This window comes from Lacrimispora sphenoides JCM 1415 (assembly GCF_900105615.1).
In the GTDB taxonomy this organism is placed as follows: domain Bacteria; phylum Bacillota; class Clostridia; order Lachnospirales; family Lachnospiraceae; genus Lacrimispora; species Lacrimispora sphenoides.
In genome coordinates this window covers 728882-755507 of the sequence record NZ_LT630003.1, presented here as the reverse complement: position 1 = coordinate 755507, position 26626 = coordinate 728882, and the positions used below count along the sequence as shown (strand labels likewise).

General features: G+C 40.8%; 26 protein-coding genes, 1 tRNA gene and 1 pseudogene. 9 read left to right on the top strand and 19 right to left on the bottom strand.

The features are described 5' to 3' along the window. Positions 1-31: 31 nt before the first annotated feature. Positions 32-1306, bottom strand: a complete 1275-nt coding sequence (locus tag BMX69_RS03335) for an FAD-dependent oxidoreductase (protein ID WP_242941345.1) — start codon at positions 1304-1306, stop codon at positions 32-34. Between the two features lie 231 nt (positions 1307-1537). Here BMX69_RS03335 and BMX69_RS03330 point away from each other — a divergent pair, with 231 nt between their 5' ends. Next, positions 1538-2332: a MerR family transcriptional regulator gene (locus BMX69_RS03330; RefSeq protein WP_100041552.1), complete on the top strand. Its 795-nt coding sequence runs from the start codon at positions 1538-1540 to the stop codon at positions 2330-2332. Positions 2333-2351: 19 nt separating this feature from the next. On the opposite strand, the gene BMX69_RS03325 is transcribed toward BMX69_RS03330, so the two are convergent. Together BMX69_RS03325 and BMX69_RS03320 are read right to left on the bottom strand one after the other, a co-directional pair. Further along, complete coding sequence (locus BMX69_RS03325; protein ID WP_242941344.1) at positions 2352-4286, bottom strand: APC family permease; 1935 nt, start codon at positions 4284-4286, stop codon at positions 2352-2354. 253 nt (positions 4287-4539) lie between these two features. Further along, a complete protein-coding gene (locus BMX69_RS03320) occupies positions 4540-8289 on the bottom strand; it encodes a phosphoribosylformylglycinamidine synthase (RefSeq protein WP_100041551.1) in 3750 nt (1249 codons plus the stop codon). Between the two features lie 311 nt (positions 8290-8600). Between BMX69_RS03320 and BMX69_RS03315 the strand changes: the two genes are divergently transcribed. Further along, a complete protein-coding gene (locus tag BMX69_RS03315) occupies positions 8601-8918 on the top strand; it encodes a hypothetical protein (RefSeq protein WP_054789376.1) in 318 nt (105 codons plus the stop codon). Positions 8919-8997: 79 nt separating this feature from the next. Here BMX69_RS03315 and BMX69_RS03310 read toward each other — a convergent pair whose 3' ends face one another. Next, positions 8998-9609, bottom strand: a complete 612-nt coding sequence (locus BMX69_RS03310; RefSeq protein ID WP_100041550.1) for a histidine phosphatase family protein — start codon at positions 9607-9609, stop codon at positions 8998-9000. Between the two features lie 18 nt (positions 9610-9627). After that, positions 9628-10236, bottom strand: coding sequence for a sigma-70 domain-containing protein (locus BMX69_RS03305; protein WP_100041549.1), 609 nt, complete (start codon positions 10234-10236; stop codon positions 9628-9630). A gap of 141 nt (positions 10237-10377) precedes the next feature. Here BMX69_RS03305 and BMX69_RS03300 point away from each other — a divergent pair, with 141 nt between their 5' ends. Beyond that, the gene (locus BMX69_RS03300; protein ID WP_025232176.1) at positions 10378-11253 is read left to right on the top strand and encodes a LysR family transcriptional regulator; all 876 of its coding nucleotides are present in this window, start codon (positions 10378-10380) and stop codon (positions 11251-11253) included. A 47-nt stretch (positions 11254-11300) separates the two neighbouring features. On the opposite strand, the gene BMX69_RS03295 is transcribed toward BMX69_RS03300, so the two are convergent. Both BMX69_RS03295 and BMX69_RS03290 read right to left on the bottom strand, forming a co-directional pair. Beyond that, positions 11301-13856, bottom strand: coding sequence for an ATP-dependent DNA helicase (locus BMX69_RS03295; protein ID WP_330387610.1), 2556 nt, complete (start codon positions 13854-13856; stop codon positions 11301-11303). Between the two features lie 4 nt (positions 13857-13860). Beyond that, positions 13861-14103 carry an HPr family phosphocarrier protein gene (locus BMX69_RS03290; protein ID WP_025232174.1) on the bottom strand — a complete coding sequence of 81 codons (243 nt, stop codon included), beginning with the start codon at positions 14101-14103 and terminating at the stop codon, positions 13861-13863. A 436-nt stretch (positions 14104-14539) separates the two neighbouring features. On the opposite strand from BMX69_RS03290, the gene BMX69_RS03285 reads away from it, so the two are divergent. Continuing rightward, positions 14540-14610: transfer RNA gene (locus tag BMX69_RS03285), tRNA-Trp, on the top strand. Between the two features lie 934 nt (positions 14611-15544). On the opposite strand, the gene BMX69_RS03280 is transcribed toward BMX69_RS03285, so the two are convergent. Next, complete coding sequence (locus BMX69_RS03280) at positions 15545-15778, bottom strand: hypothetical protein (RefSeq protein WP_100041548.1); 234 nt, start codon at positions 15776-15778, stop codon at positions 15545-15547. Between the two features lie 361 nt (positions 15779-16139). Between BMX69_RS03280 and BMX69_RS03275 the strand changes: the two genes are divergently transcribed. Together BMX69_RS03275 and BMX69_RS03270 are read left to right on the top strand one after the other, a co-directional pair. Further along, complete coding sequence (locus BMX69_RS03275) at positions 16140-16808, top strand: hypothetical protein (RefSeq protein ID WP_100041547.1); 669 nt, start codon at positions 16140-16142, stop codon at positions 16806-16808. A gap of 352 nt (positions 16809-17160) precedes the next feature. Continuing rightward, positions 17161-17361, top strand: coding sequence for a cold-shock protein (locus BMX69_RS03270; protein WP_054792191.1), 201 nt, complete (start codon positions 17161-17163; stop codon positions 17359-17361). Between the two features lie 77 nt (positions 17362-17438). Here the strand turns inward: BMX69_RS03270 and BMX69_RS03265 are convergent, their stop codons facing one another. Beyond that, entirely contained in the window at positions 17439-17618 is a 180-nt protein-coding gene (locus BMX69_RS03265; protein ID WP_054792192.1) for a hypothetical protein, read from the bottom strand. Between the two features lie 119 nt (positions 17619-17737). Beyond that, positions 17738-18400 carry a nitroreductase family protein gene (locus BMX69_RS03260; protein WP_054792193.1) on the bottom strand — a complete coding sequence of 221 codons (663 nt, stop codon included), beginning with the start codon at positions 18398-18400 and terminating at the stop codon, positions 17738-17740. 298 nt (positions 18401-18698) lie between these two features. Between BMX69_RS03260 and BMX69_RS03255 the strand changes: the two genes are divergently transcribed. Beyond that, positions 18699-19910, top strand: a complete 1212-nt coding sequence (locus BMX69_RS03255; protein WP_166433166.1) for an IS110 family RNA-guided transposase — start codon at positions 18699-18701, stop codon at positions 19908-19910. Positions 19911-20147: 237 nt separating this feature from the next. Here the strand turns inward: BMX69_RS03255 and BMX69_RS03250 are convergent, their stop codons facing one another. Continuing rightward, positions 20148-20705, bottom strand: coding sequence for a DUF3267 domain-containing protein (locus BMX69_RS03250; RefSeq protein ID WP_054789861.1), 558 nt, complete (start codon positions 20703-20705; stop codon positions 20148-20150). A 329-nt stretch (positions 20706-21034) separates the two neighbouring features. On the opposite strand from BMX69_RS03250, the pseudogene BMX69_RS25190 reads away from it, so the two are divergent. After that, a pseudogene (locus tag BMX69_RS25190) lies at positions 21035-21226 on the top strand (Type 1 glutamine amidotransferase-like domain-containing protein); the annotation flags it as partial. A gap of 211 nt (positions 21227-21437) precedes the next feature. Here BMX69_RS25190 and BMX69_RS03240 read toward each other — a convergent pair. Together BMX69_RS03240 and BMX69_RS24640 are read right to left on the bottom strand one after the other, a co-directional pair. Continuing rightward, positions 21438-21764, bottom strand: a complete 327-nt coding sequence (locus BMX69_RS03240) for a hypothetical protein (RefSeq protein ID WP_100041546.1) — start codon at positions 21762-21764, stop codon at positions 21438-21440. A gap of 172 nt (positions 21765-21936) precedes the next feature. Next, complete coding sequence (locus BMX69_RS24640) at positions 21937-22185, bottom strand: hypothetical protein (protein ID WP_242941343.1); 249 nt, start codon at positions 22183-22185, stop codon at positions 21937-21939. Between BMX69_RS24640 and BMX69_RS25185 the strand changes: the two genes are divergently transcribed. Continuing rightward, positions 22124-22342, top strand: coding sequence for an NAD(P)H-binding protein (locus BMX69_RS25185; RefSeq protein WP_408610336.1), 219 nt, complete (start codon positions 22124-22126; stop codon positions 22340-22342). The genes BMX69_RS24640 and BMX69_RS25185 overlap by 62 nt on opposite strands. Positions 22343-22857: 515 nt before the next feature. Here BMX69_RS25185 and BMX69_RS03230 read toward each other — a convergent pair. From BMX69_RS03230 to BMX69_RS03210, 6 genes are all read right to left on the bottom strand, one after another. Further along, positions 22858-23910 carry an NAD(P)-dependent alcohol dehydrogenase gene (locus BMX69_RS03230; RefSeq protein WP_054789859.1) on the bottom strand — a complete coding sequence of 351 codons (1053 nt, stop codon included), beginning with the start codon at positions 23908-23910 and terminating at the stop codon, positions 22858-22860. Between the two features lie 395 nt (positions 23911-24305). Further along, positions 24306-24509: a hypothetical protein gene (locus tag BMX69_RS03225; protein WP_157724386.1), complete on the bottom strand. Its 204-nt coding sequence runs from the start codon at positions 24507-24509 to the stop codon at positions 24306-24308. A 208-nt stretch (positions 24510-24717) separates the two neighbouring features. Then, complete coding sequence (locus BMX69_RS24025) at positions 24718-24864, bottom strand: hypothetical protein (RefSeq protein ID WP_157724385.1); 147 nt, start codon at positions 24862-24864, stop codon at positions 24718-24720. A 28-nt stretch (positions 24865-24892) separates the two neighbouring features. Then, on the bottom strand, positions 24893-25129 hold the full coding sequence (locus BMX69_RS03220) for a hypothetical protein (RefSeq protein WP_054789856.1): 237 nt from the start codon (positions 25127-25129) through the stop codon (positions 24893-24895). Positions 25130-25358: 229 nt separating this feature from the next. Next, positions 25359-25649 (bottom strand): hypothetical protein, encoded by a 291-nt coding sequence (locus BMX69_RS03215; RefSeq protein ID WP_054789855.1) that lies wholly within the window; start codon positions 25647-25649, stop codon positions 25359-25361. 119 nt (positions 25650-25768) lie between these two features. After that, a complete protein-coding gene (locus tag BMX69_RS03210; RefSeq protein WP_100041543.1) occupies positions 25769-26395 on the bottom strand; it encodes a hypothetical protein in 627 nt (208 codons plus the stop codon). Between the last annotated feature and the right edge of the window lie 231 nt (positions 26396-26626).

Genomic DNA, 26626 nt, shown 5'->3' with positions numbered 1-26626 from the left:
CAAAAGACCTTTGCACCTCTTTATTAATCCTTTATTCAATCTCTTCCAGGATTCTTCCCATATCTGACGTATCGCCAATGAGTATGGCGCCCGTCAGCTTACCTTCTACAGAGTAATACACCTTGTAAAGCTTTTTCTCTCCGTCCTCTTCCCGGCGCACCTCATAGGTTCTTCCAGGGTCCTTACCCGGGTCGCCCACCGCAAATAAGGAAGTATCCATGCCATTAAATGTGAGAGCTGCTGTCACGGTTTTATAGGAAATCCTTTCTCCGGCGGCATTGGCCCCTGCTGCCTTACCCATCTCCACGGCCTGAGGCCAGATGGCATAATTGATTCCTTCATATTCCGCACAATCCCCGCACGCATATATGCCGGGTACCGTGGTTTCCATGTGCTCATTAACAATTACTGCCCGCCCGGATTTAGCACCTGCATCTTCTGCCAGAGATACATTGGCCCGGACTCCTGCGGATATGACCACCAGATCTGCAGGCAGAACTGTACCATCCTCAAGGCGGACACCGGTCACCTTCTCTTCCCCTTCTATCTCCCGGGTAACTGCCTGGAATTTCACATCGATCCCCTTTTCCAATATAATGGATCTTAAAAACTCACCGGCTTCCTCATCAAGCTGGCGCTTCATAAGCTGGTCGCCATGCTCCAATATCGTCACAAAAAGGCCAGTCCTTTTTAATTCCCAGGCTGCCTCCAGCCCCAGCACGCCGCCGCCAATGACCACGGCCCGCTTTGACTCGGAAAGGAGGGAATTAAGCTTCTCTATATCAGAAAGCCGGCGTATGGCAACCACTTCATTTTTTTCACTTCCAGGTATCGGAGGAATGAAGCATTCCGATCCCAATGCATAGATGCATTTGTCGTATTTAAGCCGGATTCCGTCATCAAAGGTGACTTCTTTTTCCCTGGTATCGATCTTCTCCGCCTGTTTTCCCGTAAGGTTTAAGATTCGTTTCTCTTCGTACCATGCAGGATCATGAAGAAGTAATTCTTCTCTTTCATCCTTTCCCATCACGGATTTCGTCAGCATGGGCCTTGAATAAGGCAGGCAGTCCTCTTTTGTTACCATGACAATGGAACAGGTGGAATTTCTTTCACGAATCGCCTCAGCCGCACTGACACCAGCCGCACCATTACCAAGTATAAGGTATAACTCCTCCGTGTTTTTATGGTAATTCCTTTCTTCCTCCTCATAAGGGACAAAATTTTCCGGTCCTACACCGCATACCGGACAAACCTCATTTTCCTCCTCAAATACGGCACCGCATACCAGGCATTTAACCATTTTCATCTTACCTTCTCCCATGTAAAAATACCCCCTTTTCAAGCTTCTTTTGTAAGTACAAGCTTTATTTCTGCTTCTATCATAACATAGTTTTTTACGATTTCAAACTTCTTTCCGTTAATAATTCGTAAGCATAGAAAGAAAACCGTAAAGCTGAAAATACGTCTTTTTATGGTAAACTATCTACGTAAACAAGTTTTGACCCGTTTCAAATGCGGACTGTAAAGAGGAATCAAAATGAAAAAATACACCATTGGAGAAGTTTCCGACCGCTTAGGTCTAAGCCGTGACACCCTTCGCTTTTATGAAAAAAAGGGAATCATACAACCGGAAAAGCAAAAAAATGGTTACCGAACCTATACATATGAAGATATTAAAAAACTTTCAAGCATCATGTTTTACCGCAGACTGAACTTTAGTATCGAGGATATCGGCCGTATCCTGTATAAAAGCTCCTTTCCTTCCTACTGCTCCATGATTCAGGAAAAAATTACAGAAGAAAAACAACAGATGGAAAAGCACCGGCAATCCCTCATCCATCTGACTCATTTGCAGAAACACTATAAAAACGTAGAAAAATATTTAAACCGTTATGATTTAAGACCCATGCCTCCCCATTACCAGATGCCCGACAATCACTTCATCAATCAAGAAGGGATCTCTGATTTATGCTATATCTGCCAGGAATATGGGATAGAGGGGAACCAGGCGAACCAGATAAACGAATTCTTCATGATCGCTGAGGATACTGCCTCCATTATGAAATTAAAACAGGCATTAAACGGCTATCCCTTACTAATGCAGGAACGCTGTGTATATACCGTGATTGCATCAGACAGCCCTGTTTTAGAATCACAGGCCGTTTTAGACGCGGCTGACTGGGCAAGGCAAAAAGGATATTCTCCTCTCGGAGTTGCCTACAGCGGGCACTTATTAAGCTGCGCCTTTAAGGATACCGCAAAAGAAAATCAGGAAAAAATGGCAGATACACCTATCAATTACATTGAAGTGTATCTGCCGATTCAGGCATAAAGGCTTAACTGCATGTTCTTTATGCTCTGTCTTTTTCCGTATTTTCGTCTATCTGTTTTGGAGCAGGCTTAAATGCCGTACTGTAAATATATGGGACCAGAACCATAGAAACATTTCTGTGCTTTCTCAGCCTCTGCATTATAAAATAAGTGGTCTGGTTATGAAGAATATTGGCAAACCAGCTCTCTTCCATAAAACGGGACATAACCACTGTGATCATTTCCCCCGGAAGCAGATCGGCTTCTTTTTTGCTGATATACTCTTCCACCGGTTCAATAAGCTCCCGGTAAGGTGACATGATGACCTCAAGAGGTATATCAATTCCTGTTTCCTTCCATTTTTTCTGAAGCTGCTGGCTTTGTTTCTCATCTGTAGCTATGTGCAGAGCAACCACATTGGCCGTGATTAAATTTGCATAATTTAACGCTTTCAGCACGGACCGGTTAATTCCTCCAGTCAGGACAATGCAAAGATTGGTGTCATGACTGGTGCTTTTGTGATAATGGGACATAAAGTCGTTTACTACCAGCTGCCGGCCGACAAACTGATAGTGAGTTTCAATACGGTGCATAATGTAAACAAGAACCGGTATGAGAATGGCAAGCGCCCAGGCACCTTGTGAAAATTTAGTCACAAATACAATGACTGTTCCCGTAGCCGTCATAATTGCACCAAGGCCGTTTATACACATTTTATACCAATAGCCATTTCCTTTCACCCGGATCCATCTGGCCAGCATTCCATACTGGGACAAGGTAAATGACAAGAAAACTCCGATAGCATAAAAGGGGATCAGATAATGGGTTTCTGCCTTAAATACAATCAGCAAAAATGCTACTGCAAAGAAGATGAACATAATTCCATTGGAAAAGCTGAGCCTGGTCCCGCGGTGCATGAACTGGCGGGGCACAAATCCATCCTCCGCCAGAATCGCCAGCAGCGTAGGCAGACCGTTATATGCAGTATTTGCAGCCAGTAACAATATAAGGGAGGTTGCAAACTGTAGAATATAAAACATTGGCCCTGGTCCAAACACTGCCATGCCAAGCTGGGAGATCACCGTCTTTCCCTCTAAAGGAATGATATTTAAAGAGGTAACCAGCAGCACCGAACCTCCGAGAATAGTGATAATGATCCCTACCAGAATAAAAAGTACACGTTTGGCGTTCCGCTGTGACGGTTCACGAAAGCTTGGAACCGCATTGCTCACTGCTTCCACTCCAGTGAGGGCCGAACATCCGGAAGAAAAGGCCCTGAGCAGCAGGAACAGTGAGATCGTCCCAGCTCCGCCTGCAACAGGCTGAATCGTTTCAGAATAATGGACCGGCGGTAAATTCCCCGTTATCAGTCTTACAAATCCTGTTGTAATAAGTACCAGCATAATAATGATAAACACATAAGTAGGAGCTCCGAAAAGCTTGGAAGACTCCTTCATTCCCCTTAAATTAAGGAGTGTAATGGTACATAGAAAAAGCAGGGCAAACAACAAGCGGTAATCTGCAAATTCCGGAAAAGCGGAAATAAGAGCTGCCGTTGCGGCAGAAAGGCTGACTGCTACCGTCATTACATAATCAATAATCAGGGCTGAGGCTGCTACCATTGATGAGCCTCGTCCAATATTTTCAGAAGATACGATATAGGCGCCTCCGCCGTTAGGGTAGTTTGCAATAATCTGCGAATAGGAAAAAGCTAAAACTAAAAACAGCAGTATGATCGGTAATGTAATATACCCAAGGTAATGAACCGCCGACAGTCCCAGAACCGGAGCCAGAACCAGCAGCATTTCTTCAATTGCATACGCCACTGAGGAAACCGCATCACTTGACATAATGGGAACTCCCCAAAGGATCCCCATCTTTTCTCCTTCCAGATCATTGCTTTTCAATGTATTTCCCAACAATATATTTTTTATCTTTCTCTTTGAATGCATATCCATATGTCCTCTCTGATACATAATCCTCTTTCCTAAATTTAAGTATTGCCAATAATCTCAATACCATATAAAAATACACCTGATGAATCATAGGCTTAAATTTATGGATTGTCAAGTGAGAATACACCTTTCGGCCGTTAAAAAACGTTACGATTTTAACCGGTTAAAAACAAAAAACGTTTCTTCCCCGGATACCATCCGCAGAAGAAACGCTTTTTGCTTTGTATTGCTTTATTTTTATGAATGATTTCTACATACAGGGAACTGCCTAAGCTCACTGGAAATATTTCACACCGGATTCAAAAATCTTCATATCCTGCTCACCGTAAATGTTCATGGCTACCGATTCGCCGCGTCGTTCGGAATGAGCCATCTTGCCCAGGATCCGCCCGTCAGGGCTTGTAATGCCCTCAACTGCCATGAAAGATCCGTTAGGATTCCAGCACTCATCCATGGTAGGGCATCCCTTGTCATCCACATATTGAGTAGCCACCTGTCCATTGCCAAACAGCCGCTTGATCCATTCCTCCCCTGCAACGAACCGTCCTTCTCCATGAGAAGCCGGATTGCAGTAAACGCCTCCTAATTCTGCCCCTGAAAGCCACGGTGATTTATTCGTCACCACCTTTGTATAAACCATCTTGGATACATGGCGGCCAATGGTATTCATCGCCAGCGTAGGGGAATCTTCCCTTTGCTCTGTGATCATACCTTCCGGCACAAGCCCTAGCTTTATTAAAGCCTGGAAGCCATTGCAGATTCCTAACATCAGGCCATCCCTTTCATTTAACAGCTTCCCGATTTCCTCCTTGATCACCTGATTCCGGAATAGGTTGGCAAAGAACTTGGCAGAGCCATCCGGTTCGTCGCCTGCGGAAAATCCTCCGGGAAACATGACGATCTGGGCTTTGGATATTTCCCTGCGGTAGACTTCCACCGATTCCCTGATATCCTGGGCCGTTAAATTCCGAAACACCTTTGTCACCACATTGGCCCCTGCTCTTTTAAAGGCCCTCTCACTGTCGTATTCACAGTTTGTACCAGGAAACACCGGAATAAATACATTAGGCTTTGCTACCTTATTCCTGCAGACATAAATATCCTTGGTATCATAAAGCCGCTCTGAAACAGGAGTCTTTTCTGCCCCTGATTCCGTTGGGAACACATCTTCCAGTGGTTTAGTCCATGCGTTCAGCGCCTCATCTATGGCAATGGCTGTGCCGCCGTATTCAAACACACCCCCATCAGTGACTTCACCGATGACAGTATGGGAGACAGTCAGCTCCTCAAGCCTTCCTTCCGGAACTTCACATATCACATCTCCCCAGCCGGCCTTAAAGAATTCACCTGTTTCTACGTTATCACTGATCCTTACGCCCATCCGGTTTCCAAAGGCCATCTTGCTGACCGCCTCACAGATCCCATGGCTCTCTACGGCATAGGCAGATAAGATTCGCCCTGCGCAGATATCTTCAAACAACGCTTCATAGCCTTTCATGACCTGGCTGTATACCGGAAGATCATAGGAATCCTTTTTAATCCGGAATACCACGATCCTGCTTCCCGCCTTCTTAAATTCCGGCGTAATGACATGTTTCCCTTCTGCAACATCCACAGCAAAGGAAACAAGGGTGGGCGGTACATCAATGTCACGAAAGGTGCCTGACATGCTGTCTTTTCCTCCGATGGAAGGAAGCCCAAATCCAATCTGGGCGCTATATGCCCCAAGGAGGGCGGAAAAGGGCTGGCTCCAACGCGCCGGATCATCAGTCATCCTGCGGAAATATTCCTGGAAGGTAAAGCGGATTTTTCTGTAATCGCCGCCTGATGCCACGATTTTGGCAACAGAGGACAATACTGCATATACTGCACCGTGATAGGGGCTCCAGCTTGACAGATAAGGATCAAAGCCGCAGCTCATCATGGTTACGGTATCCGTCTTTCCATGAAGCACCGGAAGCTTTGCCACCATGGTCTGAGTCTCTGTCAGCTGGTACCTGCCTCCATAGGGCATGAACACGCTTCCCGCCCCTATGGAACCGTCAAACATTTCCACAAGACCTTTCTGAGAGCAGACATTTAAGTCAGAAAGCAGCTTCAGCCAGGCTTCCCTGACATCTGCGGTTTCCTGTCTCATAAATGCGCCTGGTTCTCTGTCAGGGACTTCCACAACAACCGAGGCTTCCTGATGGGCTCCGTTGGTATCCAGGAAAGCCCGGCTGATGTCTACAATGGTCTTTCCTCTCCAATTCATCACAAGCCTTGGCTCTGACCTTACCTCTGCCACTACTACTGCCTCTAAGTTTTCCTCTGCCGCATAGGCCAGGAACCGGTCTGCATCTTTTGGATCAACCACAACCGCCATGCGTTCCTGAGACTCAGAGATGGCAATCTCCGTACCATCCAGTCCTGCGTATTTCTTCGGAACCTTATCTAAATCGATCAGCAGGCCGTCTGCCAGTTCTCCTATGGCAACCGACACACCTCCCGCACCAAAATCATTGCATTTCTTAATGAGCCTGCTCACTTCTTCTCTTCGGAACAAACGCTGTATCTTTCGTTCTGTTGGCGCATTCCCCTTCTGGACCTCTGCTCCGCAAGTCTCAATGGAGGCTTCCGTATGGACCTTGGAGGAGCCGGTGGCTCCGCCGCAGCCATCCCGTCCGGTACGGCCCCCAAGGAGAATGATCAAATCTCCCGGATCTGAAGTCTCCCGGATGACATTTTTTCTTGGGGCAGCACCTATGACGGCGCCTATTTCCATTCTCTTTGCCACATAATCCGGATGGTAAATCTCCTTTACATATCCGGTTGCCAGTCCGATCTGGTTTCCGTAGGAGCTGTAGCCGTCTGCAGCTCCTGTCACGATCTTTCTCTGAGGAAGTTTTCCCTTTAATGTTTCGCTCAATGGCTTTGTAGGGTCAGCTGCTCCTGTTACCCGCATAGCCTGATATACGTAAGTGCGGCCGGAAAGGGGGTCACGGATCGCTCCTCCAAGGCAGGTAGCCGCACCGCCAAAGGGCTCGATCTCCGTAGGATGATTGTGGGTTTCATTTTTGAAATTCACCAGCCATTCCTCTTCTACACCGTCAATCAGGACCGGGACCACGATGCTGCAGGCGTTGATCTCATCGGATACTTCCAAATCCTCCACTTTTCCCTCCATGCGAAGCTTCTTCATCGCCAGGAGAGCCAGATCCATAAGGCACACAAACTTACCGTCTTTTCCCTTTAAGACTACCTCCCGGTCTGCCAGGTACTGCCTGTAGGTATCCTCAATGGGTTTGCGGTAATCTCCCGAGCGAAATGTCACATCCCTTAATTCCGTCTGGAAGGTAGTGTGGCGGCAGTGATCCGACCAATAGGTATCAAGGACCCTTATCTCTGTCATTGACGGGTCTCTTTGTTCTTCCTCTTTATAGTAATTCCGGATATGAAGAAAATCGTTAAAGGTCATTGCCAGATTTAAGGACTCATATAGTTCCATTAATGCATCTTCTGCAAGATCCGTAAAACCATCAAACATAATCACATCCAAAGGAGTATCAAACATTGCGGCAAGCGTCTCCGGCTTTCTTTCCTCTGCTTCTCTGGAATCCACAGGGTTGATGCAGTAGGATTTGATGTCGGCAATCTGGGCATCTGTAAGTACGCCGGAAATCACATAGGTGGTTGCGGACCGGATCACAGGCTCTTCATCTTCTTTTAACAGCTTGACGCACTGCTCTGCGGAATCAGCCCGCTGGTCAAACTGGCCCGGTAAGTACTCTACGGTAAAAAACACATCCCCTTCCTCTTTTGGGAAAGCCTCTTCATAAACCTCATCCACGGGAGGCTCTGAAAATACAGCGGTAAGAGCCAATCCATAAACTTCGTCGGACAGGGCCTCCACATCATAGCGGATCAGCACCCTCACACCGGTCACCGTATTGATACCAAGATAGCCTGCGATTTCTTCTCTTAATTCCATCGCCTTAACGGCATAGGCTGTTTTTTTCTCAACATACACTCTTCTTACACTCATATTTTCCTCCTTGCAAAAACTCCCCATGGTTTATCAGGACAGGAATTTCCCTGTTATTCTCGTGTATTAATCATACCACAAGTTATATAGATTAGAGAAATTAATATATCTTATGTTATTAATCAGTATAGTTAATATAATTAATGCCATCGGCAGAAGAAAATCATTAGCCAGCCTTATGTTTCATCTGGTCCCCTTCCTCTTCGACACAATTTGACAAAATTCGACATTTTTTATAAAAATACTTGAAAATTTAAAAAATTTGAACTATAGTAATAAAAGATTTTTTTTAATAAAGGAGTGCTAGATTTATGGATCTTCATCAGCAATTAAAGGACTTATCCCAAAAATATTCATTTGAAAACGCCCGCTTAAAGAAAGAGGAACAAAGTCCCTATCTGGAGGTATGCCTGCAGCTTCAAGAAGAACACATTGAAAAGTTCATTGAAAAGGCCGGGCAGCTTAACTCCATTGTGGAATCATGTGCCAACATGGTCAGCATCTTTGACGATTCCGCTCCAATGGAGGTACTTATGCAGACCTCCCTGCGCTGTGCTGGAAGGGATATGCTTTATATCCGCACCACCCCTTCCATGGTGAAAATCCTCACAGAAACACTATTTGATTAAGTACTGGTTCAAGAGAAGCAAGGAGGCCAAAAGGCTTCCTTGCTTCTTCTATTCTTCCCCTCTTAAAAAGGGGCTTTTTTTATTCCTCCATGTGGGAAGTATCGTTCATCTCCAACAGCATGAAATCTTCCGTCAGCGGACTGTAATTAACCGTTGTAATGCTTGCATTTTCTACAATAATGCTTTCCACCTCCGGATGATTTTGCATCATATAGGAGACAAGATACGCGATGGTGGCGCCGTGGGATACAATAGCAACATCCTCTCTGCCGCCGGTGATTCTTAATATTTCCTTCACCGCCCACACACAGCGGTTTAAAACCTGGTCCTGGTTTTCTCCGCCTGGAGGAGATGCTTCATCAGGACATAAAGCCCACCGTTTGTATTCCTCTGGATACGCTTCCATGATCTCATCCCACGTCATGCCTTCCCATTTGCCAAATTCCACTTCAATAAGCTGGGGCATGGAACATATTTCCACCTTTTGCCTGCTTCTGATTTTTTCGGCTGTTTCCATGGCACGGGTTAAGGTACTGGAAAAGATCCTTAAAACCGGGCGTGAATCCATGCCCTTTGCCAGCAGCTCCGCCTGCCTTCGGCCCGTTTCATTAAGAGGAATATCGTGGCTCCCCTGGATTTTACCCTGGATGTTCCAGTCCGTTTGTCCGTGGCGTATCAGATATATCTTCATCTCATCTCTCCCAGTCTCTTATTCTTCGTAATCGTAATCATCAGCCTCTTCATCCCCAGTGATCTCGATGCCCTCTACTTCTGCCAGGGCTTCTAAATCCAAGGTTTCCGCATTCATGCTCATGGCATCCATTGCAATCTTCATAATTCCCTTTATTTCTTCCACGGTCATCTTCATCTTGTCTGCCAGCTCTTCTACCGTTGCTTCCCGTCCCAGTTCCCCTGTAAGAAGCTGGGATATCTGCTGAAGCACATTCACCCGGGCGGCCAGCTCTTCTCCAGTCTGCTTTGCAGACTGCTGTTCCTCCACAGCTGCATCAAGGGCTTCCTTGATTCTCTGGTTTTTAAAGCTGTCAAATTCCGGTCTGTCTTCTGAATTAACATACTCCTCCACAGCCATCATGAGAGCCATATTGGCTTCCTGGACCAGATCTGTCATAAGAACGCCCCTGCCGTCATATTCCCTGGCATATTCCAGGGCAGCCCGTAAGTTTCCTTCTACAAGCCTTTTTTTCGCTTCTTTCCTGCCCAGTACTGCTTCCTTTAAAAGGTCTTCCTGCTCTCCCCTGGTACAGGGAGGGATATGTCCCATTTCTTCCAGATACATCTGATAAAAATCATCATGCATACTCTTATACCGCTCCTTCTCTTTTTCATATCCTGGCTCCTGTGCCCGTACTATACCGCACCCCAGGAAATTTGTCAAACGCCTTTACAAACCAATCAGATCCATGATAGAATATCCATATGTTTATAAGGAGGACTAATAATGGATATTAATTATGAACTTTATAAAGTCTTTTACCACGTTGCCACCACCTTAAGCTTCTCGGAGGCATCCAAACAGCTTTTCATCTCCCAGTCGGCAGTCAGCCAGTCCATCAAGGTGCTGGAGAAAAAGCTGAACCAGACCCTTTTCGTACGGAGCACGAAAAAGGTGCAGCTTACTCCGGAAGGAGACATCCTCCTAAAGCACATAGAACCAGCCATTAATCTGATTCAAAAGGGAGAAAACCAGCTGTTGGAGGCCAATACCTTAAACGGCGGCCAGCTGCGGATCGGTGCCAGCGACACCATATGCCGCTACTACCTTGTTCCATATTTAAATAAATTTCATAAAACCTACCCCAATGTACACATCAAGGTCACCAACCAGACATCCATTGAATGCGCTCATCTTCTGGAAAGCGGGCAGGTGGATTTTATCATTACCAATTATCCCAACTCAGGGCTTTTAAGCTCCCAGAATACCCGGGTCATCAACGAATTCGCCGATGTATTTGTCGCCAATCAGGAATATTTCCCTTTGAAGGGACAGACCGTAAGCCTTGGGACTCTCCAGACCTATCCGATTCTGATGCTGGAGAGAAAAAGTACGACCAGTGAGTTCCTTCATCACATGTTCCAAAAGGAGCAGCTTGATCTGGTCCCTGAGATCGAACTGAGCAGCAACGATCTTTTAATCGACTTAGCCCGCATCGGCCTGGGAATCGCATTTGTTCCGGACTTCTGCATTCCTGAGAATGACAGGGACTTATTCCAGGTAAAGCTTTCGGAAAAGCTTCCTACCCGTCAGATGGTCGTAGCTTACAATGAAAACTTGCCCGTTTCCCAAGCTTCCAAACAGTTTATGGATATGCTTTAACCAGTAATGACTGGATTTCTGCTGCCGCCCTCTTTGGGCGGCAGCTTTTACTTTCGCCCGGCCCAAAAGTTCTGGACCACTTCATCCACATTTTTTAGCTTCACTTCATAATACCCGTCCCATTCCCTTGGAAACAGGGCCTGATAGTCTGGCTTTATAAAACGCTCATCAAGCAATGCGATGACTCCCTCATCCCGGACGGTACGGATTACCCTTCCTGCTGCCTGCATGACCTTATTCATCCCCGGATACTGGTAAGCATAATCAAATCCGTTCTGCTCCCTGGAATCGAAATACCCCTTTAAGATCTCCTGCTCCGTACAGACCATGGGAAGTCCGGTGCCAACGATGATGGCTCCGATCAGACGCCCTTCCTTTAAATCAATTCCTTCCGAAAATACGCCGCCCATAACGCAAAGGGCCACAAAAGAATCCTTTCGGTCCTCTGAAAATTCCTTTAAAAACTCCTCCCTCTCCTGTTCGCTCATGTGAGATGCCTGGGACATATAAGCAAACTCCTGTTCCAGTCCTTCTGTTTCCTCAAGAATCGCCTCTACTGCCTTTAAATACTGGTATGACGGCAAAAACACCATATAGTTTCCTTTTCGGGCTGACACGATTCTTCGCATATAATCCACTACCTTCTGGTATTCCCGGCGGTTTCTTCTGGTATAGCGGCTGCTGACATCAGAAGCAACAAGGAGTAAACGTTTCTCTTGATCAAAGGGAGACTGGGCATACACTGCATATTCTTCCTGGTCACCGCTTAGAAGCTCCTTATAATACCGCACCGGGAGCAATGTGGCAGAAAAGAACACGGTACTGTTTCCCTTGTCCAGACATTCTTTTAAGTTTTTCGCCGGATTTACGCAAAACAGCCTGAGCATAAAACGTCCGTCAGACAAAAGCTCTGTATAGATCCGGTAATTCTCATCCAGACAGTCATAGATATTTAAAAGATCCCGCAGTTTAAAATAAAAATCAAGAACCAGGTCCCGGTCTTTAAATTCCTCACCGGTTTCCATAAATTTCTCCATTTCCCCGAAAAGGGTCATGACACCGGTCATAAAAAACCGGATGTCTTCCAGGATCTGAAACTCCTCGCATTCCCGTTTCATTTCCAGAAGCTCTTTGTTGCACCGCTCCAGCATCCGGACAAGCTTTGGGCTCATGGATTTCAAAATCTTTTTAATAAGAAGAAAGTCCTCCTTATAGACCGTTGCGCTGTACATTTCCCTGGCTCTTGGAACAAGGTTATGAGCCTCGTCTGCCAAAAACAGGTAATCTCCTGTGAGGCCTTCGGAAAAATACCGTTTCAAACGGACATTAGGGTCGAATACGTAATTATAATCACAGATAATGGAATCCACCCAGTTGCTGATATCCAGGCAGAATTCAAATGGGCATACCTTGTATTCCTCTGCATAGCGAAGTACTGTTTCCCTGGTGATTCCGGCCTCTTTGTGGATAATATCATAAACTGCATCTCCTACCCGGTCAAAATGGCCCTTGGCATAAGGACAGGCATCCGGGTTGCATTCCGGTTTTTCAAGGAAGCACAGTTTTTCCTTTGCCGTAATAGTCACTGAGTTTAAATAAAGCCCATGCTCCCGCAAGATATCAAAAGCTTCTTCCGCCACACCTCTGGTTATGGTTTTTGCGGTCAGATAAAACAATTTATCTCCAAGCCCTTCCCCAATGGCCTTTATGGCCGGATAAACGGTGGAAAGGGTCTTACCGATTCCCGTAGGAGCCTGAATAAAAAGGTTCTTCTTTCTTGCAATACTCCGGTATACGGCCACCACAAGCTCCCTCTGCCCCTTCCGGTAGGGATAGGGAAAGGAAAGCTCCTTTATGGATTCATCTCTTCTTATTCCATGGTTATATAAATATCTTGCCCATTTAATGTACTCGTGAATCAGGCCCTGAAACCAGCTTTCCAGCTCCTCAAAGGATTTTTCCACTTTAAAACGCCGTATCTCCTCTGTTTCAATGTTGCAGTAGGTCATCTGCATGACAGCCCCATTCAGCCCGTGGTCATAACAGTAAAAATACCCATAGCACATGGCCTGGGCTAAATGTACTTCAATAGGCTCTGATAAATAGGACAAATCCATATACATGCCTTTGATCTCATCAATGGTCACCCCTTCCGGTATATCAATGATGCCATCGGCCCGCCCCTCCACCAGAATTTGAAACTGATCCACTTCTACCTCATGCTTTAACACCACTTCCGCCCGGTAGTCCGCTCCCATGCGGCGCTGGATCTTCCTGTGTATCCGGCTCCCTTCCTGCATGGCGGTCTTTTCAGCCCCGCCAGTCCGCCGGTTATCCAGGTCGCCGGAGCGCAGAACAAGCTCAACTAAATTCCTGACAGAAATTTTCAGGACTTTTTTCTTTATCTCCTCCACTCCGGCGTCCCCTCCTTTCTTTTCTTGTCCGTTCTTTTCTTTTTTAGTTAAATACAAAGAGTGTGCATCCACAGCGGAGCTTTTTCCTATGAAGGCTATCGGATATTCGTAATCCGCTTCGCCACTTAATGAGGTTAAAAAAAGGGAACTGCAGGCCGTACGGCATACAATTCCCTCTTTCCGTTGCATCTGTTTATGCTGCTGAACATTTACCTGGAGCTTTCGCTGCCAGAAATGCCTCAAACTCTGCATCTTCCCCGTTAAACTCAACGGTCAAAACCTGTGTCAAATCTAAACTCAATACTCCTAATATAGACTTTGCGTCAATGGTTACTCTATTGTAATACACGTCTATGTCAAAATCACATTTAGCAGCAGCAGCAACAAAATTCTTCGCCTCGGCAACATTCGGCAACATAATCTTTAACTGTTTCATAATCACAACTCCTTTTTATGGTAAAGAAAAAGTTATAGAATATATATATCATGTTTGACATGATTTGTCAAATTATGTTTCATATACGATTATATGGCCCTTTTTTGTGCATATCCTGTAATTATATCTGAGGGAAAGCTTTGTAGATAAGCATATTTTTGATGAGACAAGTTTTATTTTGGGAATGATTATCAATGATACTTTTCATTCTAATTCAATTTCACGGTTTTATCTAATGATTTTCATATAAAACGCCAAACCAAGCCCATGAAATATGACTTTTACCATGAACTTCCTTTTCTATAATATTTTACCACAAATAGGGATTCAATAACAGCAGAATTAATTTTTTATTTTTTACTAAAAACTGTTGCAATTTAAAAACTTCTATGCTATACTCTCTAAGTGCTCAGGCAGAGATATAACGCCGACCCATAGGGGAATAGTTCAATGGTAGAGCAACGGTCTCCAAAACCGTAAATGGGGGTTCGAGCCCCTCTTCCCCTGCTTTTAGTATGCCCTAAATTCCTTTGTATCTATAAGGAGTTTGGGGTTTTTCCTTTTTTATCCGTTGAATACACTTGACTACACCTATATTTTAGAATGAATTTTGAATCATATTTAATGTTTCGTCCTTTGGAAGCGGATTAAAAATATATCCAATGATGTCTGAGCATCTGTATGACCTAGTAAAGTCCTTATTTCATCAGTGGGAACCTCACCCGCATCTAGTTTACTATTACACTATCCGAATCTGTAAGGTCGAGTTTGATAACTCGTTTCCTTTCTAGCTTTCTGTTACGACGAGATCTAACAACTGTCAAATACTGCTTTTCAATTCTTTTATTTTTTCAGCTTTATTTCAGTAAAGTATGATATCCTATTTAAGAACGGATATTTCATGTTCATACTTCAGCCGATAAAATCTTCCTCAGGTTTTGTCGGCTACTCTCTTTTATGGATAGTACTCTGGGAAATACTAATTTAGTTACACGTAAACAACAATTCATTACATTAACCATTCTTTTGCTCAGATATTAGGTATTATTATCTTAGAGAAAAAGCAGGTATTACATTTAAAATCCCTTACTTGCTTTTTCGGTTACAACCTTTTTAGTGCCGGTAGGGTCCCACGGTCTTACCGGCCTTCACCCATCGAAATGATGTCTTTCATTAATGAAAACAACCTTTTAACTTACTTTAACTTAATTACGAATGACCATTTCAACCAAATTCCAACAGTTTCTTCTCTTTGTGCAATAAAATTGCTGGAATGACTTTAACGATCCCCGGCGTCTTGCAAATATCCCATATCATAATGTTTCTCCTTTCAAATTTTGAATTTATTATCACGTCAAATCTCAGTTTAACTGATTTATGGCAACAAAAAACCAACTACCTGGTTGATAGTTGGTAATCTATTTTATCTATAAAACAAATTCTAGAACAAATTAACGAAATTAAGAATTAACAATACAATCTGCGGCATGAATAAGCTAACTATAGATGCTACTATTGCCAGCAATATAAAACGCCTTCCCCTACTCTTAATTTTCTCAGCGGCAATTTCCACGGTCTCTCCCACCCCAAGCTTGCTCTTGTCAATCCTCTTTGAAGCACCAAATACATCCCACAGTCCTGAAATCAACATCAGCAAAGCTCCAATCTGTAGCATTCCTCTTTCCCCCTTAGTACGAATTATATGATTTATCATACCGCATTTGCTATCAACTATCAATATTCAATTATCAAAGAACAAAAAATCTTTTAAATATTAATTTGCTTTTTTATCCTTACAATCTGGACATAGTGCATAGCCATTCTTTTTAACAAACCAGCCTCAATCTTTAGCAATCTTTTTTATCCTTAAATTATAATTACCAGTGCCAGAAAAGCCATCAAGAACGGTGCTGCATTCGTCACAGACAATTTCATGCCATAGCATATAATCACCTCACGAAAATTCTAATCTTATTGAATAAAAATCACTTATTTACATACCATAATAAAACAAAATATGGAAAGAGGTATCTATCATGCTAAAAAAAATGCTTTTAATTTTCTTATCTGTTTGCATTTTTCTATTGACAGGTTGCCAAAAAAAAGCACTTGAAAATCCACCAACACAATTAAGTAGCATTGAATCTAACGCTGAGGATATTATAGATGATATAACTGGAGATGATTGGGACGCAGCACAAAACAGAGTTAATACCATAAAAACTGATTATGCTAACTTAAAGCCAATCATGGAATCATCAAAAATTTCTACCAAAACAATAGATGGACTTAATACTGCAATCAATAATCTTGAAACAGCCGTTTCTTCAAAAAAATCTTATGATTCAAGAGTTCAAGCTAATCAGATCTCAAAATATGTACCTGATATTGCAGATAGTTATGCTACCACCATTCCTACAGATATAGGAAGATTAGATTATCTTGGAAGAGAGTTGCTTCTTAATGCTGAAAATTCTGACTGGTCCTCAGCAAGTAGTAACTACGAAACAACTAATAAACTATGGAAAAACGTGTCCTCTAAGCTAAGTTCAAATTATAAAAATGATATCGATAGCTTTCAAAATAATATGATCAGTTTAAAAGATGCTATAGATAAAAAAGATACTGCTTCAACAACAACTCAAGCAAATGCCCTTTTAGAGAATGTTGATGTATTGGAAGTGGATTTTACCAATAGTAAATAATGCCTATAAGTAAAACTTGTTTATACTTCCATTATGACTCCCCTTCCGGCCCTGGCACTGCCGATCAGCCGGAAGGTTATGTAATGCCGGACACGCTGGACGCATTACCCATGCTATTTGACAAATAACCACCACTCCAATAAAACACCTTTATATTAAATAAATACTATTTTGTTGCTCATACTATTTTCCCCTTGACTTATTCAAACTATTGTGTTATGCTAAATCAGTATTTTAATAAGGTCTTGATTTCGCATATATATGTAAGTCATTATTCTATTGATGATTTACATATATATGCGATTTTTAGTTTTAACGAAAATATAATATTAATAATTAGGAGGTATCTTTCATGAATAAAGGTACAGTAAAATGGTTTAATGCACAAAAGGGATTTGGTTTTATCAGCGACGAGCAGGGTAATGAAATTTTCGTTCATTTCTCAGGTCTTGCTATGGACGGTTATAAGTCTTTAGATGATGGTCAGTCTGTAACATTTGATGTAACAGAAGGTAATCGTGGACCACAGGCTGTTAATGTTCGTCCTGCATAAACCAAGTGATAGAAAAGACTGCTTATAAGTGGTCTTTTTTTTATGTCTTTACTAACACAAATGAAAGAACCATTCTATTAAACAATTTTGTATTCACACTCAGGAAGAGTGCCGCTCAATATTGCGTTACCACATGTAATTCGCCCCTCATCTTCATCACTGCTGGGAATAAATACAAGTACATCAAAACCTTCTTTGATGAGATTTCTCTCAACATCCTGATAAGGTACGAAACTCTTATATCCTCCAGTGGTCATAATATTGTTTTCCTCACAAGAATGCGCCATACTTGATTAAATTGCTAAATAAAAAAACTACCAGCTTAATACTGATAGTTAGTAGTTTTTTTCATGTTCACTTTTAATAATTTTACTTTTTACCCATAATTGGCAAGTACCAAATGGAATTTATTACAGGCATTCTTATGTATTCTCTCGGTTACAGAGTATTCTTTTTGTTTTACGCATGAAGCATTTGCACTCTCTTTTCCCACAGCTATAAAACACGGCATAAGATAATCCTCTGGAAAATTTAAGACTTTTCTTGCCCAGTCTCCTTCATCTCCTAAAGGAATGCGTAAAGCAGATGCATATCCCTCAGCAGTTATTGCCAGAAACATATTTTCAATACAACACCAAATAGACGCATAACCATTTAAGTGAGAAAGATTTTTAGGATGCAATATATCCGTCTTTTGTTTAAACAATGGAACAATCAAACTAGCTGACTCTGCTAACATTTGATACTGTTTTGGAATTGCATCTTTGTAGGTATTTTGTTGGCAAGTATCATTTAAGTTCCAATCTCGCAATATGGAATTGACTTCGCCATCAGATATCTGCTCTGGTATTTTATTGATTAATTTAACTACAGTATTCTTATCCTTAATAACAATGAAATGCCAATCTCTCATGTGGTCATTTGTAGGCGCTTTCATTCCCGCTGAAATAATTCTTTCTATAACCTCATCATTTATGGATGCGTTTTCAAAATCTCTAATTGTCTGCCTTGATTTGATTACATCATAAAAATCTCTCATAATGCCACCTCTCTACTACAATAATTTTATAGGTTATGGTACATGACAAACCAGCCATGTCCATATTCCTTCTTGTTGCTTAAGCTGTTAGAATGTAGAGAGCAATTGGTCCGGCGGTCACCTCCTTGGGCTTCACGTCCGTAATTTAGTCTGCCAACCAGCTCCTCATTCGCAGCGTTCGTTTTATGCAGGTTGAACTGCTTTCCCAGCACGTTCGTGTCACACCACAGTAGATTGAATCGGCAATGAGTAAACCTGGATCCATTGCTACTATCATTTTTTAAGGAGTGACATATTTATGAATGCTGTCGGTGTTGATGTTTCCAAAGGTAAGAGTATGATTGCCATCCTTCGCCCCTTCGGTGAAATTGTTTCCAGTCCCTTTGAGGTCCTGCATACATCCAGTGGGATTAATGAACTTATCTCCCATATCCAGTCCCTGGACGGTGACACCAGAATCGTTATGGAGCACACCGGACGCTACTATGAGCCAATGGCTCACTGGCTTTCCGGTGCCGGACTGTTTGTCAGTGCTGTTAATCCAAAACTCATCAAAGATTTTGGCAACAACTCTCTCCGTAAAGTCAAGACGGATAAAGCAGATGCTATAAAAATTGCCCGTTATACTCTTGACAACTGGACCGATTTGAAACAGTATAGTCTTATGGATGAAATACGCACTCAACTCAAAACCATGAATCGGCAGTTTGATTTCTACATGAAGCAGAAGACCTCCTTCAAAAACAACTTAATCTCTTTACTTGATCAGACCTATCCTGGTGCCAATGATTTTTTTGACAGCCCTGTTCGCAGTGACGGCAGCCAGAAATGGGTTGATTTTGCATCTGCTTATTGGCATGTAGACTGTGTTCGCAAGATGTCCCTCCCTGCGTTTACAGAGCATTATCAGAAATGGTGTAGGCGCAAAGGCTATAACTTCCAGCCTGATAAACCAGGAGAAATTTACACTGCTTCAGAAAACCTTATAGCAGTTCTTTCAAAAGATCCAATGACCAAAATGCTCATAAAACAGGCGATAGACCAACTAGACACTGCCTCCAAAATCGTAGAAGAACTTCGCAGCAAGATGAACCAGACTGCGGCCAAACTTCCGGAATACCCGATTGTTATGGCTATGAAAGGTGTCGGCCCATCTCTTGGTCCCCAGCTCATGGCTGAAATCGGCGATGTAGCCCGTTTTTCTCACCGGGGAGCGATTACAGCATTTGCCGGAGTTGATCCAGGGGCAAACCAGTCAGGGGCTTACGAGCAGCAAAGTGTCCGCACTTCAAAACGTGGCTCTGCCCAACTCCGCAAGACTTTATTTCAGGTCATGGACGTATTAATTAAGACATCCCCAGCAGATGATCCAGTCTACGAGTTTATGTCAAAAAAACGCTCTCAGGGGAAATCCTACTATGTCTACATGACTGCCGGTGCCAACAAGTTTCTGCGAATCTACTACGGACGGGTGAAAGAATACTTAGATTCCCTTCCCCAGTCAGAATAACTCTGGCTTCATAGCTTTTTCAGACCAGCGTTTAGCGGTGGTCTGTTTGTGATACAAAAAACACTGCATAAAACTTTTTCTGCAAATCTTATTAATTTCCTATTGACTTTTTATTTGCAGGCTAAATTATTGGTTTGAATTTGTATCAAATATCGCCGTATCTTTACCTTCAGGTATTGAATACCACCAAATTTATTAACTATCAATACGCTTATTGATAGTTTAAAATAATTTAGATTACGATTGTCTTGAATACATTGTCATAGACTCACCTGTGTCGTGAGTTAAAGTGTCATCAGGCATCTTACTCATTAAATAGGTTACATAAAAGTCGCCGGTAGCACCCGCTAAGTTCCCCATTTGTACAAAATATATCACCCAAAAATAACTCTGTGGTACTATAGCATTAATTATAAATAAAACAATGCCGAGAATTGCAACAGGAGCAAGTGATATTATGATGTAATGCTTTTTATTGAAATAAGCATCACTACCTGCATATGCACAGAACATTGCATGGCCGTAATATGCCTTTATCCCACTAAATTTTTTCATAAAATATCCGTGTATCGCTTCATGTAAAATGATATAGATTATATACAAAAATACAGCAAGGATTAATAGGTACAAAAATTTTGAATCAACAGTAAAGCTTATTGGTATAATAATGGCACCTAAAACTGCCATAGCGATAAAAATTATAAATGAAAAGAAGTTTATAACAATAAATGTTTTTTTATCTTCTGTCAAATCTACCTTTCTTATTTCCTTATATCCTTCTGGTAATTGATTCATATTTGCCACTCCTTAAGCGTAGATCTCATTACATTTACTGCTCTAGTATTCTAACTTCCTGTTCGTCATCAATCTTAAGCTTCAAACACCTATTTCAAAGCTAAATATTAGCCTTTTCCATTAAAATCAATCAAACTTTCTCCAAGTTCACCATTTGGCAAACTATCAAAAACCCCTCCCTGATCACGATTAGTTTTCTAATATATTATCCATCATAACTTCTTCACTATTGCCTTTCCATTTTTATCTTAAACAACCCATTACTGACAGCTTCGTTATACGCTTTATTATACCCCGACCATGTGTAAAACTTTACACCTAACACCCAACCTTCAAACATAGGCTACTCTGCTTTAGGTTTTGTAGAGTTTTATGCTGTACCACACTATAACAATCCCCCTTTCAAGAAAGCTGTACAAAAAATTATTGATACTTATTCTTCTACATTAAACTTAACCCCAATTAGTAATAGTCAAGCAATATTGGTCAACAATAATGAAATAAAAGTAGAAGACATCTAAGGTCAAAATAAAGCGCATACTAAAATTACAGAATCGCTGCAGAAGAGGAAAAAGAATAAAAATTTTATAAGGGAACAGTGGTTTTGAGAAATATTGCCCTAAGCCTCTGTTCTCTTTATTGGCAGAATAACAGATATCTTGTCACATAAATATAAAAAAGCAACTACCATTTTAGATAGTTGCTGCCATATAATCACCTTATTCTAAAAGCCTATTCCATCTGTTTCCAGTATTTTGATAGAAAACAAAATGTAATAATAGGATTTATGAAACCGGTTAATGAGGTTATAATACCTACATCATGTATTGCCATATTTAGAACCATTATAATTATTGTACAAACTACAATGGCATAAAATGCAATCTTTCTTTTCTTAACTAACAATAGAATATAAGCAGCGCAGATAGCTACGCCTATAACAGCTAGATCAAAAAATCCTAATGTACAATTAACAATTAAAGAAAGTGCGCCTAAAACAATGCATATAATGCTCCAGATTTTAATACCTTTACCAAATACTAATGTTTCTTCATTCATCTTATTACCTCTTTCTATTTTATAATACTACATTATTATAGTCGACCTTACCTATTAATTCTTAATGTTTTTTTTTTAAAACAAAAGAAGTTGAGTGTCTTGAACCGTTTCTGAATTGACGATAAATAGTAATAGACAATGCTCTAATCATATTTTGAATCCTTCATTTAAATCAGCATTTTAATGCTTTATTTTTTCGAATTAACTTAGCTTCTTTTTTATTAGGCACATGTTCCCTTGTCACACGCTTGATTGAATGGGCAACCCCTAGTGTACCTTTTGAGAATGACAAGAAATCATTCATAACAATTGTACCTGGTATTTTGGCTGGCATTGCATTAAAACAGGCAAAAGGTGAAATGTTGGCTATAGGTGAACTTGTTTCAAGATCAAATCTTGATTGGACAATGGTGCGATTCATGGCACCCAAGGATACTCCATATGTAGGCAAAGTAAAAGTGGGTTATGGAGATGTGAAGATGAGTTTTAACATCTCTCGCGAGGACATTGACGCCTTTATGGTAGAACAAATAACGAATATACAGTATATTCGATCCATGCCTATTATCGGAAGTTAGTGGCATTTATTATACTGGAAAACGTCTCACTTGAGGAATCGTTCCTTATTTCGTAAAAAATAAACCTCCAAACTGATTAATATCCCACACCAGTCTGGAGGTTTGCATGAATTTTAGAATACTTGTCCATTAAACCGCGCAATGCGGTATGGTTGTTTTTTTATTCTTGTTTGGATAATTCTTTATATTCATTATTATAGACCCAGGAATTACACTTGTGAAGTGGTGAAAAGTTGGAAGTAAATTCTGTCTTTTCAAGCATTATTCGTCTTATAGAAGTTACCTCTTTATTTAACCAAATGCCGAAAACCTCCATTGCGAAGATTCTCGGCGTAAATTCAGCTACCTTGTTCAATTTCTGCTTTTGATATAAGTAATTCCTTTAATTCCGACAAGGACATGTTTTGCTCTTCAAATATAGTTGAAACTTCTTTAAACTCTAATTTAATTTCATCTTGTATTTGCTTCTCTTTTTCCTGAAGTGTTTTGATTGCAGTCTTATATTGCTCTTACTTTTAATCAATAAAAACTATCGGTTTAATTAAATCCTGTGGCTTCTGATCCATTAAATAAAAAGCGTCTTCAATTTTTGATAAACCGTTATATCGATGTGTGATAAGTTTTGTTGTATCAACCCTACCATGTTGAACCATATTAAGCATTTTTCTAATCCGAAGGGCCCCGCCAGGACAGAATCCTCCACAAATTGTTTTATTTGACATGCCAAGACCCCATGAAAATGTGGGCATAGAGAGCACGTCCTGAGCGTCAAAGAAGTTAACATTGGAAATATATCCTCCCGGAACCGTCATTTCCACAGCCTGCCGAAGAATATCCCCACTTCCACCTGCAATAATAACAGAATCAGCACCACCCTTGGTCAATTCAAGTACCTGTTTTACGATATCACCATCTTTGTAACTTACAATGTCTGTTGCCCCGTATTCCTTTGCAATTTTAACACAATTCGGACGAGTTCCAATTGCAATCAGTTGACCAGCACCATGTAGTTTAGCTCCTGCAACCGACATAAGTCCCACAGGCCCTATACCGATGACTACAACCTTATCACCGAATCTGACATTAGCGTTTTCTACACCATGAAAACCAGTGGACATCATGTCAACTGTCATTAAAGCAGCTTCTGGTAATACGTTTTCTGGTAAAAGGACTAGATTGGCATCTGCCTGATTAACATGAAAATATTCCGCAAAAGTACCATCTTTGGAACCTAAGAACTTAAAACTTTTCATGAGCCCTTCGTCATGCGTATTATATTCACCTTGTACATTCTCGGCAAGCCAATTCGGAGTAGTACAAGGTACAACAACAATATCTCCTATTTTAAAATTCTTGACCAAATTGCCGACTTCAACGATCTCACCCACGGCCTCATGTCCAAGAATTAAATCTTTACGGTCTCCGAATCCACCGTGGAGAAGGTGGTTGTCAGAGGAACATGGAGCGAGTACAGTTGGGCGGATAATCGCGTCAAGAGCCCCACATTTCGGACGTTCTTTTTCAATCCAACCTGCTTTATTAATAGAGAGCATTCCAAAACCTTTCATTATGTATACCTCCTTTTAGTTATATAAAGAGTATATAACATTGTCAAAAATATATCAATATTTTTTTACTGATTTAATATTTTAATTTATAAACATTTTAATAAATGTTGATTAATTTTTCCTATTGAATTTACGCTTTCATTTGGAAAAATAATCGAACACATTTTTTAAAAATCGGCCATTAAAACAGTCGGATTATTTATATATAAACTTCTTCGAATATCTAGATGCCGGCTTGTCTACATGCATGACTCAATGCCACGCTAATTTGGTTTGTATTCAAGTGACAACCATCTTTTGTAAACAAATATCTATCGGTTGTTGAGTACTCCACATTTTTACTCATTATAAATTCTAATATGTTGATGGCCTTTGGGATTAGAGGTATATATCTATTAAATATCTGCATCATCATCTATAATTACAAATGACTCTACTGGCTCGTCCCTCCAACTGTCTAGCCATGATTTAATCTCTTCACCAAATCCACTTTGCAATATCGGAGTTCTTGAGATTAATATGATCTCAGATTTCTTTAGCTTTTCCCCTAATGTTGAAATCTTCCACGTGTTGACTATGTAGACCATAATCTCTATCAAATCAGCCCATTTGTCAGGTTGAAGATAGGACAATCTTTGCCCTTGTTGTATAATAATTTCCTTTAGAAGTTTAATCCTGTTATCAATTACAAAATAAATTCCGCCACTTTTATCTCATCCGTTGAAATTTAATACACCACCAATATCTAAAAATATTACTTTTATAAAATCATTCCTTTATTGAATGTCCTCTTTGTCATATCAGTTCTCAAAACAATTCACTATGAGATGACTCAGAGTCATCATCTGTTATTTCAACATCACCATACCTATCCTTCATTGCGTTTGCCATTACAATTGCCTCATCCTCTGAAAACCCCAAATCTACCCATGCTTGCACATCTTCGTTTAACATCGTTTCTTCCTCCAATACAACAACTAGATTATTTGTGACTCACAATCATGGCAGCAATATACCCCAAACCAAAAATCACACCAGCAACCAACCATGATAATGCACATTTGATTATTGTCATCATTGTAAGTGCGGACGTTAACGCTCCTGCCTTTGATGCCGATACACAAACCATAATAGGCTTAATGAATAAACTCCAATATCCAATATAAGCAGCCAAGATTATCCCGATGAAAAAAATCCCAATAGACAAATAACCTCGCATAAATTCACCTCCTTATTAACCCTTATAATATATTATTCACATTATTCCCAAATGTAACATTATTATCATTCCTAAATTAAAATAGAACCTTTGCTTTGTTTTAGGCAGTTTAATATAAAGGTTTTTTCTCTTATTGGTTATAAGCTTTAGTGTCACTTGATTTTTCTTTTTTACGAAGGATTCGTTATTTTTAATAGGAAAGGATATAAAGCCAGTTTAAAACGCTTCCTTACTGCTTCCTTCCTGCAAATCCTGAACCTGCATTCTCGTTATATATTTTACTAACACTGGCCGACTTGCCTCCAGAAAGGAAAGCTGTAACCCACTCTGCAACTTGTTTATCAGAAAGCCCACTTTCTATCGATTTCCATATCGCTGGCACTACACTAATTAAGTGTGTCCTGGTTAATAATCTTTTTGCGATCTTCGCATCACCAATTAACCCATGAACTACGGGAATTCGGTTAAAGACTTCCGTAATCTGTTTCTTGTCATTATCTGAAATTTCTATTACTTCCATCAGAGGACGGATAAAAAAAACCATCAACTCAATACTGATAGTTAATGGTTTTTTGAAGTATTTATTTTATTGGCTTCGTTATATGTTCATAACGAGAACATAGTTAATCGGATCAAAACTTATACATTTAATAACCTTCCATATATTAATTCCATCCAGCCTGTTTTTATCAACAATATAGTCGTCACAGCCGCAATTACGATAATGGGCAGGCTACGCTTCACCTTTTGGGGTACACAGATTAGCAGGCATACTATCATACATAAATATATCACGAGTAGTAATGTATTCTCGCTTCCTGTTATATACCATTCCGTACACATTACTACGATTGGTAAAGCCGCAAGGATATTAGCAATTCGTTTCGTTTCTTTTGCATGCCACATAACAGCTGCGCACATAGGTGAAATTAGTGATATACTGCTCCATAAAATTATTTGTGTTTTCGGAAAAAAACCAAGAAATAATATTGTATATGTATAATATATAATAAGCATTGAAACAAAAAAACTAAATACTTTTATTGCTGCATTTATAGGCGTATTGGAAAAAATAGACAATATAGAGGCTACAAAAATCCATATACCAAATCGCCCGAATAAATCATCAAATATAGGCAATACCGAAGTAATCTCAGGTACATCCACGAGCTTTGCCACCAATCCTAAAATCGCACCTATTATTGTAGCTAAAATAATTGAACGGTATTCTAAATTACTTTTATTATTTCTCAATTCACCATACAAGTAGATAACCCCACAATTTCCTGCTTATCTGCACATTTTATAAATCATCTTTAAAAGAATATCACAATACTTACTAACTATCAATATTAAGTTTTCAAAGTTCACTGATACAATGCTAATTTTACAGACTAAATTACTGCAAAAAAACTACTAACTAATAATGATAGTTAGTAGTTCGCGATTACCGTATTGAATTAAAATTTGAGAGTTTCATCTTTTGAGAAAAAATAC

Excerpts from the sequence above, each read along its gene's own strand:
- BMX69_RS03335 (WP_242941345.1), bottom strand. The coding sequence starts at position 1,306 with ATGAAAATGGTTAAATGCCTGGTATGCGGTGCCGTATTTGAGGAGGAA.
- BMX69_RS03330 (WP_100041552.1), top strand. The coding sequence starts at position 1,538 with ATGAAAAAATACACCATTGGAGAAGTTTCCGACCGCTTAGGTCTAAGC.
- BMX69_RS03325 (WP_242941344.1), bottom strand. The coding sequence starts at position 4,286 with ATGTATCAGAGAGGACATATGGATATGCATTCAAAGAGAAAGATAAAA.
- BMX69_RS03320 (WP_100041551.1), bottom strand. The coding sequence starts at position 8,289 with ATGAGTGTAAGAAGAGTGTATGTTGAGAAAAAAACAGCCTATGCCGTT.
- BMX69_RS03315 (WP_054789376.1), top strand. The coding sequence starts at position 8,601 with ATGGATCTTCATCAGCAATTAAAGGACTTATCCCAAAAATATTCATTT.
- BMX69_RS03310 (WP_100041550.1), bottom strand. The coding sequence starts at position 9,609 with ATGAAGATATATCTGATACGCCACGGACAAACGGACTGGAACATCCAG.
- BMX69_RS03305 (WP_100041549.1), bottom strand. The coding sequence starts at position 10,236 with ATGCATGATGATTTTTATCAGATGTATCTGGAAGAAATGGGACATATC.
- BMX69_RS03300 (WP_025232176.1), top strand. The coding sequence starts at position 10,378 with ATGGATATTAATTATGAACTTTATAAAGTCTTTTACCACGTTGCCACC.
- BMX69_RS03295 (WP_330387610.1), bottom strand. The coding sequence starts at position 13,856 with ATGCAACGGAAAGAGGGAATTGTATGCCGTACGGCCTGCAGTTCCCTT.
- BMX69_RS03290 (WP_025232174.1), bottom strand. The coding sequence starts at position 14,103 with ATGAAACAGTTAAAGATTATGTTGCCGAATGTTGCCGAGGCGAAGAAT.
- BMX69_RS03280 (WP_100041548.1), bottom strand. The coding sequence starts at position 15,778 with ATGCTACAGATTGGAGCTTTGCTGATGTTGATTTCAGGACTGTGGGAT.
- BMX69_RS03275 (WP_100041547.1), top strand. The coding sequence starts at position 16,140 with ATGCTAAAAAAAATGCTTTTAATTTTCTTATCTGTTTGCATTTTTCTA.
- BMX69_RS03270 (WP_054792191.1), top strand. The coding sequence starts at position 17,161 with ATGAATAAAGGTACAGTAAAATGGTTTAATGCACAAAAGGGATTTGGT.
- BMX69_RS03265 (WP_054792192.1), bottom strand. The coding sequence starts at position 17,618 with ATGACCACTGGAGGATATAAGAGTTTCGTACCTTATCAGGATGTTGAG.
- BMX69_RS03260 (WP_054792193.1), bottom strand. The coding sequence starts at position 18,400 with ATGAGAGATTTTTATGATGTAATCAAATCAAGGCAGACAATTAGAGAT.
- BMX69_RS03255 (WP_166433166.1), top strand. The coding sequence starts at position 18,699 with ATGAATGCTGTCGGTGTTGATGTTTCCAAAGGTAAGAGTATGATTGCC.
- BMX69_RS03250 (WP_054789861.1), bottom strand. The coding sequence starts at position 20,705 with ATGAATCAATTACCAGAAGGATATAAGGAAATAAGAAAGGTAGATTTG.
- BMX69_RS03240 (WP_100041546.1), bottom strand. The coding sequence starts at position 21,764 with ATGAATGAAGAAACATTAGTATTTGGTAAAGGTATTAAAATCTGGAGC.
- BMX69_RS25185 (WP_408610336.1), top strand. The coding sequence starts at position 22,124 with ATGTTGGCTATAGGTGAACTTGTTTCAAGATCAAATCTTGATTGGACA.
- BMX69_RS24640 (WP_242941343.1), bottom strand. The coding sequence starts at position 22,185 with ATGAATCGCACCATTGTCCAATCAAGATTTGATCTTGAAACAAGTTCA.
- BMX69_RS03230 (WP_054789859.1), bottom strand. The coding sequence starts at position 23,910 with ATGAAAGGTTTTGGAATGCTCTCTATTAATAAAGCAGGTTGGATTGAA.
- BMX69_RS24025 (WP_157724385.1), bottom strand. The coding sequence starts at position 24,864 with ATGTTAAACGAAGATGTGCAAGCATGGGTAGATTTGGGGTTTTCAGAG.
- BMX69_RS03220 (WP_054789856.1), bottom strand. The coding sequence starts at position 25,129 with ATGCGAGGTTATTTGTCTATTGGGATTTTTTTCATCGGGATAATCTTG.
- BMX69_RS03215 (WP_054789855.1), bottom strand. The coding sequence starts at position 25,649 with ATGGAAGTAATAGAAATTTCAGATAATGACAAGAAACAGATTACGGAA.